Annotated in this window: 5 protein-coding genes; 1 reads left to right on the plus strand and 4 read right to left on the minus strand. The window is 73.5% G+C overall.

The window, feature by feature from the left end; translation table 11 throughout:
* The first annotated feature begins 36 nt into the window (after window positions 1-36).
* The gene (locus J4G33_RS12520; RefSeq protein WP_208056298.1) at window positions 37-1,725 is read left to right on the plus strand and encodes an HNH endonuclease signature motif containing protein; all 1,689 of its coding nucleotides are present in this window, start codon (window positions 37-39) and stop codon (window positions 1,723-1,725) included.
* A gap of 35 nt (window positions 1,726-1,760) precedes the next feature.
* On the opposite strand, the gene J4G33_RS12525 is transcribed toward J4G33_RS12520, so the two are convergent.
* From J4G33_RS12525 to J4G33_RS12540, 4 genes are read right to left on the minus strand one after another with little or no spacing between them, the layout of a single operon-like run.
* Complete coding sequence (locus J4G33_RS12525) at window positions 1,761-2,453, minus strand: DUF624 domain-containing protein (RefSeq protein WP_208056299.1); 693 nt, start codon at window positions 2,451-2,453, stop codon at window positions 1,761-1,763.
* Complete coding sequence (gene uxuA, locus J4G33_RS12530) at window positions 2,453-3,655, minus strand: mannonate dehydratase (protein ID WP_208056300.1); 1,203 nt, start codon at window positions 3,653-3,655, stop codon at window positions 2,453-2,455. The genes J4G33_RS12525 and uxuA overlap by 1 nt, the downstream gene beginning before the upstream one ends.
* Window positions 3,655-5,712 (minus strand): beta-galactosidase, encoded by a 2,058-nt coding sequence (locus J4G33_RS12535; RefSeq protein WP_208056301.1) that lies wholly within the window; start codon window positions 5,710-5,712, stop codon window positions 3,655-3,657. The genes uxuA and J4G33_RS12535 overlap by 1 nt, the downstream gene beginning before the upstream one ends.
* Before the next feature lie 52 nt (window positions 5,713-5,764).
* Window positions 5,765-7,342: a GH39 family glycosyl hydrolase gene (locus J4G33_RS12540; protein ID WP_307793880.1), complete on the minus strand. Its 1,578-nt coding sequence runs from the start codon at window positions 7,340-7,342 to the stop codon at window positions 5,765-5,767.
* Between the last annotated feature and the right edge of the window lie 96 nt (window positions 7,343-7,438).

Below are 7,438 nucleotides of genomic sequence, written 5' to 3' on the forward strand. Positions count from 1 at the left end.
AACAGGCATTCGGGTGGTGCGGGTCGAGGGGGTGTCGTGACGGTCACGAGTGAGCGGGGCGCGCTGCCCTTCGTGGCGCCTGGCCCGTCGCTGCCTGACGCCGAGCGTGGGGCTCAGGTGATCAGTTCAGCCCGGGTGCTGCTCGAGCAGGTCAGTGGTGGCCAGGTCCCGCCCGAGCACGCGCCGGGGCTCGTTCGCGCCCTGGTGGGGATGGTCGGCACGCTGGAGCTGTCGATGAACGCCATCGCCGGGCAGCGCGCGGCGTTGCTGGCGATCGTGGCCGCGGCGGTCCAGGCCGCCCCGGGCACGATGGTGCCGATGCTCCCGGGTGAGCGGCCCACACGCCAGGACCGCGAGCATGCTCACCGGGCGTTGGTCGCTGACCTGGCCACCACGATGGGCGCCTCGCAGGGCACGACCGCGACCCTGGTGGACACCTCGAGCGAGCTGGCCACGCGTCTGCCGGGGGTGCTGGCGGCGATGAGCGCGGGACTGCTGGGTGACAAGCACGCCCGTCACGTGGTGCGCCACGCGGAAGGCCTGCCACCGGAGGTCGCTGGTGCCTACCAGCAGGTGGTGCTGGCCAAGCTCGAGACCGACCGCACCCCGGCCGGGGTCGGGCGCGCGGCGCGCCTGGCCCGCGAACGCGTGCACCCGACCACCGCGACCGCGCGCCACACCCGGGCCTTCGCCGACCGGGCGGTCTACCTGGACCCCGCCGCGGACGGGATGGCCTGGCTGACCGCGTTCCTGCCCGCGGTCCAGGCCGGCGCGATCTACGACAAGCTCACCGGCATCGCCCGGGCCCTGGCCCACGGCGACCAGCCTGCGCACGACCAGGGCCCCGCGCACGAGGACAGTCCTGCGCACGAGGACGGCCCTGCACGTGACGGGGCACCCGAGGGCGCCGACGACGCCGCAGGTGAGGGCGGCCCTGCGCGCGATGACCAGTGCGGGCCGGGTCGTGAGCGTGAGCAGCGGACCCTGGCCCAGCGCCGCGCGGACGTGCTGACTGCCCTGACCCTGGACCCACCCGACGGGTGGGACACCGAGGACCAGTCCCCGCGCGCCCTGTCCCCGTCGCCCGGGAGCATGCCCGGCACCTGCGCTGCTGAGCCCTCGGCCGGCGCGTTCGGTGCCCCCTCCCCACCCTGGGCGCTGGACCCAGCCCTGCGCGCCCTGCGCCCCACCGTCGCAGTCACCGTCCCGGTGATGACCCTGCTCGGACACTCCCACGAGCCCGGGCACCTGGACGGCTACGGACCCATCGACCCCGACACCGCCCGCGCCCTGGCCGCCCGCGCCCCCTCGTTCATCCGGATCCTGACCCACCCCGAGACCGGCACCACCCTGTCGGTAGGACGCGAGCGCTACACCGTCCCGGCCGACCTACGCGCCTGGCTACGCCTGCGCGACCAGACCTGCCGCTTCCCCGGCTGCCACCACCCCGCCACCCGCGCCGACATCGACCACACCATCGCCTTCCGCGAGCACGGCGCCACCGGCAGCACCGCGGCCACCAACCTCGCCCACCTGTGCCGAGCCCACCACCGCCTCAAGCACACCACCCGATGGGCCGTCACCCAGCACCCCGACGGACGCCTCACCTGGACCTCACCCACCGGCCGACAACACACCACCACCCCAGCCCACGAGCTGCCCGTGGCCAGGGGCCGCGGCCACCCCCCGCCTCGCGACCCTGGCAGCACCACCGACGGCGGGTAGCGGCGCGCTCGCGCGGGCCCACGCGCACCGCGGCGTCAGGCCGCGACGAACCTCTCCCGCACGTACCCGATGACCGGCGCCTCGCTGCGTACCACCGCGAAGGTCAGGACCGAGGCGAGGAGCACGACCACCGCGTCGAAGGTGACCACCGTCAGCCCGACCACGAGCACCGCGTACGAGAGGAGCGCCAGGGTCGACAGCGGCCGCCCCAGCACCGTGTGCAGCGAGATCCGCGCGGCGTCGCGCCAGCGGAAGGAGAACACCGACGTCACCGAGAGCATCCGCACCGCCCACAGCAGCACCAGCACCGCGAGGCCCACCTGCAGCCCTGCGACCGGCCCCGCGACGGACCCGCCCACCCCCGCCGAGGCCTGGAACGTGAGGTTGATGGCCAGCACCAGCAGCACCGCCACCGCCGGCACCCACGCACTCAGGGCGTCGGCGAGGTTCAGGCCGTAGCCGCGCTGGAACTCCGTGCGCGGCGAGGACTCACGCTCCTCGCCGAACCGTCGCCACGCGAAGAAGGCGGCCGCGAGCGCGGGACCGACGGGCACCGCCGCGAGCGCGAAGAGGGGCAGGTTCGACGCGTCCGGGGCGAGCCAGAAGGCCAGGACCAGTCCCGGCGAGAGCGTGAGGAGCAGCATCCCCTCGATCACCAGCAGCCAGTACACCCGTCCGGCGACCCTCGAGAGGGTGCCGTCGCCGAAGGAACGCGCCTGGTCGGTCATCAGCGGCCCTCGCCTCGAGCGGACTCCTCCTCGAGCCACCGGCGCACCGCGAGCTCCACGCCACGCACCTCGGCCAACCCCTTGAGCCGGCCGATCAGCGGGTACCCGGGGTTCGTCGCACGTCGGTGGTCGTCGAGGAGCTGGTGCCCGTGGTCGGGCCGGGTCACGATCCGCGGCCCGCCCTCGCGTTCCCGGCGCATCTCCTCGGCGACCAGCTCTCGGACCACGCCCACCATGTCGTTGTCGCCGTCGATGTGATCAGCCTCGTGGAAGCTCTCCGGATCCGCCTCGCGCCGCGTGGACCGCAGATGCGTGAAGTACACGCGGCGGGCGAGCACCCGCGCCATCTCGACCACGTCGTTGTCGGCCCGCACCCCGTAGGAGCCCACGCACAGGGTCAGTCCGTTGGCCTCGCTCGGCACCGCGTCGAGCACCCACTGCGCGTCCTCGAGGGTCGAGACCACCCGTGGCAGCCCGAACACCGGCCGGGGCGGGTCGTCCGGGTGCAGCGCGAGCCGCACACCCACCTGCTCGGCCACCGGCACCACCCCCTCGAGGAAGTACCGCAGGTTCGCGCGCAGCTCCTCGCGACCGATCCCCTCGTAGGCCGCGAGCGCCGTGCGGAAGGCCTCGAGGGTGTACCCCTCCTCGGCCCCGGGCAGCCCTGCGAGGATCGTCTGCGTCAGCGTCTCGCGCTGTCCGTCGCTCAGACCGGCCGCGTACCGGTGGGCGCTCTCGACCCGCTCGGGGGTGTAGTCCGCCTCCGCCCCCGGCCGGAGCAGGATCGTCAGGTCGAAGGCCGCCGCGGCGTCGGCGTCGAAGCGCAGGGCCGTCGCACCGTTCGGCAGCACGTGATCCAGGTGCGTGCGGGTCCAGTCCAGGGCTGGCATCACGTTGTAGCAGACCAGGTCGATGCCGCACCGCGCCAGGTTCTCGAGGGTCTGCCCGTAGGCCTCGATCCACCGGTCCCGGCCGGGCGCCCCACGACGGACGTCCTCGTGCACGGGCACGCTCTCGACCACCGACCAGGTCAGCCCTGCGGCCTCGACCTCGGCCTGCCGACGCCGGATCTCCTCGACCGGCCACACCTCGCCGTTGGGCACGTGGTGCAGCGCCGTCACGACCCCGGTCGTCCCCGTCTGGCGCACCTCCGCGAGGGTGATCGGGTCCTGCGGGCCGAACCACCGCCAGGTCCGTTCCATCAGGCCACCTCGATGACCAGCACGTCCGTGGGCTCGAGCCGCAGGCTCTGGCCCTTCGACACGGGGCGCCCCGAGAGGAGCTCGACGCCGGCCACGTGCGCACCGACGTCGACCGCCTCGTCCCCGTGGTGGAGCAGGAACTCGTACCGGCGGCCGTCGACCTCGCGCACGGCGTGCTCGAGCCCCACGACGTCGGCGAACGGCCCCACCAGACCGTGCCGGTCGAGCACCCGCCGCAGCACCCAGTCCAGCCCTGCCTGGTCCAGGCAGGTGCCGACGTACCAGGCCTCGCCCTGCCCGTAGCGGTTGCGCGTCACGGCGGCCGTCCCCGCGTAGAAGTCCGCGCCGTAGGTACCCACGACCTCCGCCCCACGGGGCAGGACGAGGTCGAAGACCAGGCTCGCCTCGCTGACGAGCCGGTCGGGGGTGGGCGCCCCGTCCTTCCCTCGTGCCGCCGCGAGGGTCACCGGGTTCATCACCCCGGGAGCCTGGGCATCGGTCTCGTCGACCCGGATGCCCAGCAGGTCCGCGAGCGGGCCGGGCACGTCGGTCAGGAAGGCGTTGTCGTCCTCGTCGACCCGCCCGGACAGCACTCCCGTCACGACCGTGCCGCCACGCTCGGCCACGTCCGCGAGCCGCTCGGCCAGGTCCCCCGTCACCATGTGCAGCAGGGGCGCGACGACGACGTCGTACCCCGTGAGGTCGGCGGTCACCGGGACGACGTCGACCTGGGCCCCCGCCTCCCACAGGCTGCGGTGGTGGTCGATCATCGTCTGCTGGTAGCTCAGGTGGCGGTTCGGACCGTCCGAGATCTCCACGGCCCACCACGAGTCCCAGTCGAAGAGCAGCGCGACGTCTGCGGGCGTGCGGGCACCGAGGGTCCGGTCGCCGAGCCCTTCGAGCTGGGCGCCGAGCCGGGCGACCTCCTGGAAGGACCGGGTGTCGGTCCGCCCCGCATGGTTCAGCACCGCTCCGTGGTACTTCTCGCTCGCCCCGCGGGACTGGCGCATCTGGAAGAAGAGCACCGCGTCGGCCCCGTGGGCCACGGCCTGCCACGACCACAGCCCCATGACGCCCGGCCGCTTGACGGGGTTCACGTCCCGGCTGGCCGTGACGGTGGGCGTCTGCTCCATGAGCCAGAACGGCTGGCCGTCCTTCAGGCCACGCATCAGGGCGTGGGTCAGGGCCATGCGCGAGGCCGGGCGCCCGTCCGGCGGGTAGTTGTCCCACGAGGCGAAGTCGAGGTGCTCGGACCACCGGTGGTAGTCCAGCGGCCGGAACATGCCCATGAAGTTCGTGGTGACCGGCAGGTCGGAGTGCTCGCGGATCGCCTCCTTCTCCTCACGGAAGGTGCGCAGCATGTTCTCGGAGGTGAAGCGCAGGTAGTCGAGGGTGATCCCCTGGAACGCCGTGTGGTTCGGCCCGCGCCAGTGCTCGGACAGCTTGTTCGGCGGCACGATCTGCTCCCACGCCGTGAACCGGTGCGACCAGAACAGCGTGTTCCACGCCTCGTTGAGCCGGTCCAGGTCGCCGTACCGCCCCTGCAGCCACGTCCGGAACTCCCCGGCGCACAGGTCGCACCAGCAGCCGCCGTCGTACCCGCCGTACTCGTTGTTGATGTGCCACGCGACGACGGCGGGGTGGTCGGCGAAGCTCTCGGCGACCCGGCCCGCGAGGGCGGTCGCCAGGCGGCGGTAGGCCGGCGAGCTGTGGCAGGCGTTGTGGCGCTGACCGTAGACGTGCCGCCGGCCCTCGAAGTCGACCCGGCACACCTCGGGGTACTCGTGGGCGAGCCACGGCGGGACCGCCCCGGTGCCGGTCGCGAGGCAGACGCGACGACCCTCGGCGTGCGCGCGGTCCAGCGCCTGCTCGAGCACCGTCAGGTCGTAGGTGTCCTCCTCGGGCTGGGTCAGGGCCCACACGAACACCCCCACCGTCAGGGTGTCGATCCGGGCCAGGTCGAAGGCCCGGTGGTCCTCGTCCCAGACCTCGGCCGGCCACTGCTCGGGGTTGTAGTCACCGCCGTAGGCGATGCGCGGGATCCGGGGCAGGGTCATGGGGCGAGCCTCTCGTGCGGGGGTGCGGACCGCATCAGCGGCCGACGACGGTTCAGGGACGCCCGTACCCGGGGATGCGGGTGTCGTCGAGCCACGGCGGGGTGCTGTCCCGGACCGCCTCGACCTCCACCAGCGTGACCTCGTGCTGGGCCAGGTGCAGGTCGAGCTCGACCCGCCCCCCGTGGACCGCGACCGAGGAGTGCTCGACGGCGGGGCGGGACGCGTCGAGCAGGAGGTCGAGGTGGCGGGCCCCCGGGCTCGCCGGGCGGCCCAGGTCCTGCCAGGCCGTCCACGCGTTGCCGTCGGACTCGTTGACCCGACGTCGCAGGACGAAGGCCGTGCGCGGCTGCCCGGGCTGGGGCGCCTCGCTCGACCCGGCCCCGGTCCCCGTCCGCCGCACCCCGGCCCCCACCGGCACCGAGAGCCGCACGTGGTGCCGGTCCGCCGCCGTGACGGGCGAGCCGTCGACAGGTTGCCAGGCGAGGACCGCGAGGCGCCCGTCGGCGTGCCGGGTCACCAGGTGGTCCACCCCCTCGGCGAGCACCTCCTCGCCGAGCCGCGCCATGAAGGCGTACAGGTGGTAGGTCGGCTTGCGGATCAGACCGTGGGTCAGCAGGCCGAAGCCGCCGTGGAAGATGCTCGCCGGGACCCCCGCCTCCTCGAACACGTCGCTGACCGTCCAGTAGGAGAACGACTCGACGTGCTCACCACCCGCGGCCAGCACGGGAGCGAGGTAGGCGGCGTTGTAGGCCGTGTCGTGCACGGGGTTGTCGGGCCGGTAGGAGGTGTTGAACTCGCTGATGTGCACCGGGAGTCCCGCGAGCGCCGTCCCGGTCAGGTGCTGGGCGGGGGCGGCGAACTGCTCGAGCAGGTGCTGCGGCGGGCGCAGGTCCTGGTAGACGCCGAAGGGCACGTGCTGCGCGGGGCCTGAGGTGTAGGCGTGCCGGCTGACGAAGTCCACGGGGACCTCACGCCGGGTCACGAACTCGGCGAAGGGGGCCCACCACTCGTCAGCCCCCGGCGACAGGACCGGCCCCCCCACCTGGAGCTCGGCGTCGACCTCCTTGACGGCGTGCGCGGTGGCCTCGTAGAGACGCAGGTACTCGGCCTGGTCCGCCCCCTGCCAGAAGTCCGACAGGTTCGGCTCGTTCCACACCTCGACCGGCCAGGTCCGCACCTCCTCGATGCCGTAGCGGTCCACGAGGTGACGCAAGGTCCCGCGGACCAGCCCCTGCCACTCCGGGTAGGAGCGCGGCGGGGTCACGTTGCCCTTCCACCAGAACACCGTCTGGTCCCCCGAGGCCAGCGCCTCGGGCATGAAGCCCAGCTCGAGGAAGGGCCGCACCCCCGTCGCGAGATAGCTGTCGACCACCTCGTCGAGGTAGGCGAAGACGTGCCGCACCTGCCGCTCGCCCTGCCACTCGACCTCGCGGTAGACGCCCATGTCGTCGCTGAGCATCCCGTGGCCGCGGATCATCTCGAAGCCGATCTCCTCGCGGGCCAGGGCCAGCGCCTCACGGTGGCCACGACGCAACGAGAGGTTCATCCGCCCCGTCCCCACGCAGCGGCGCCACGCGGAGGAGAGCAGTCGGAGGGTCTCGGCGGGCACGTGGACTGGCTCGGTGGGCACGGTGCTGACCTCCAGGACGGGCTACGGGGGCGGGTGCGGGGACGACGTCGGCCCGGGCGCGCGGGGGGGGGGGCCGGGGCCCCGGGGGGGGGAGGC

It is taken from the genome of Actinotalea soli (assembly GCF_017565425.1).
GTDB classification, from domain to species: domain Bacteria; phylum Actinomycetota; class Actinomycetes; order Actinomycetales; family Cellulomonadaceae; genus Actinotalea; species Actinotalea soli.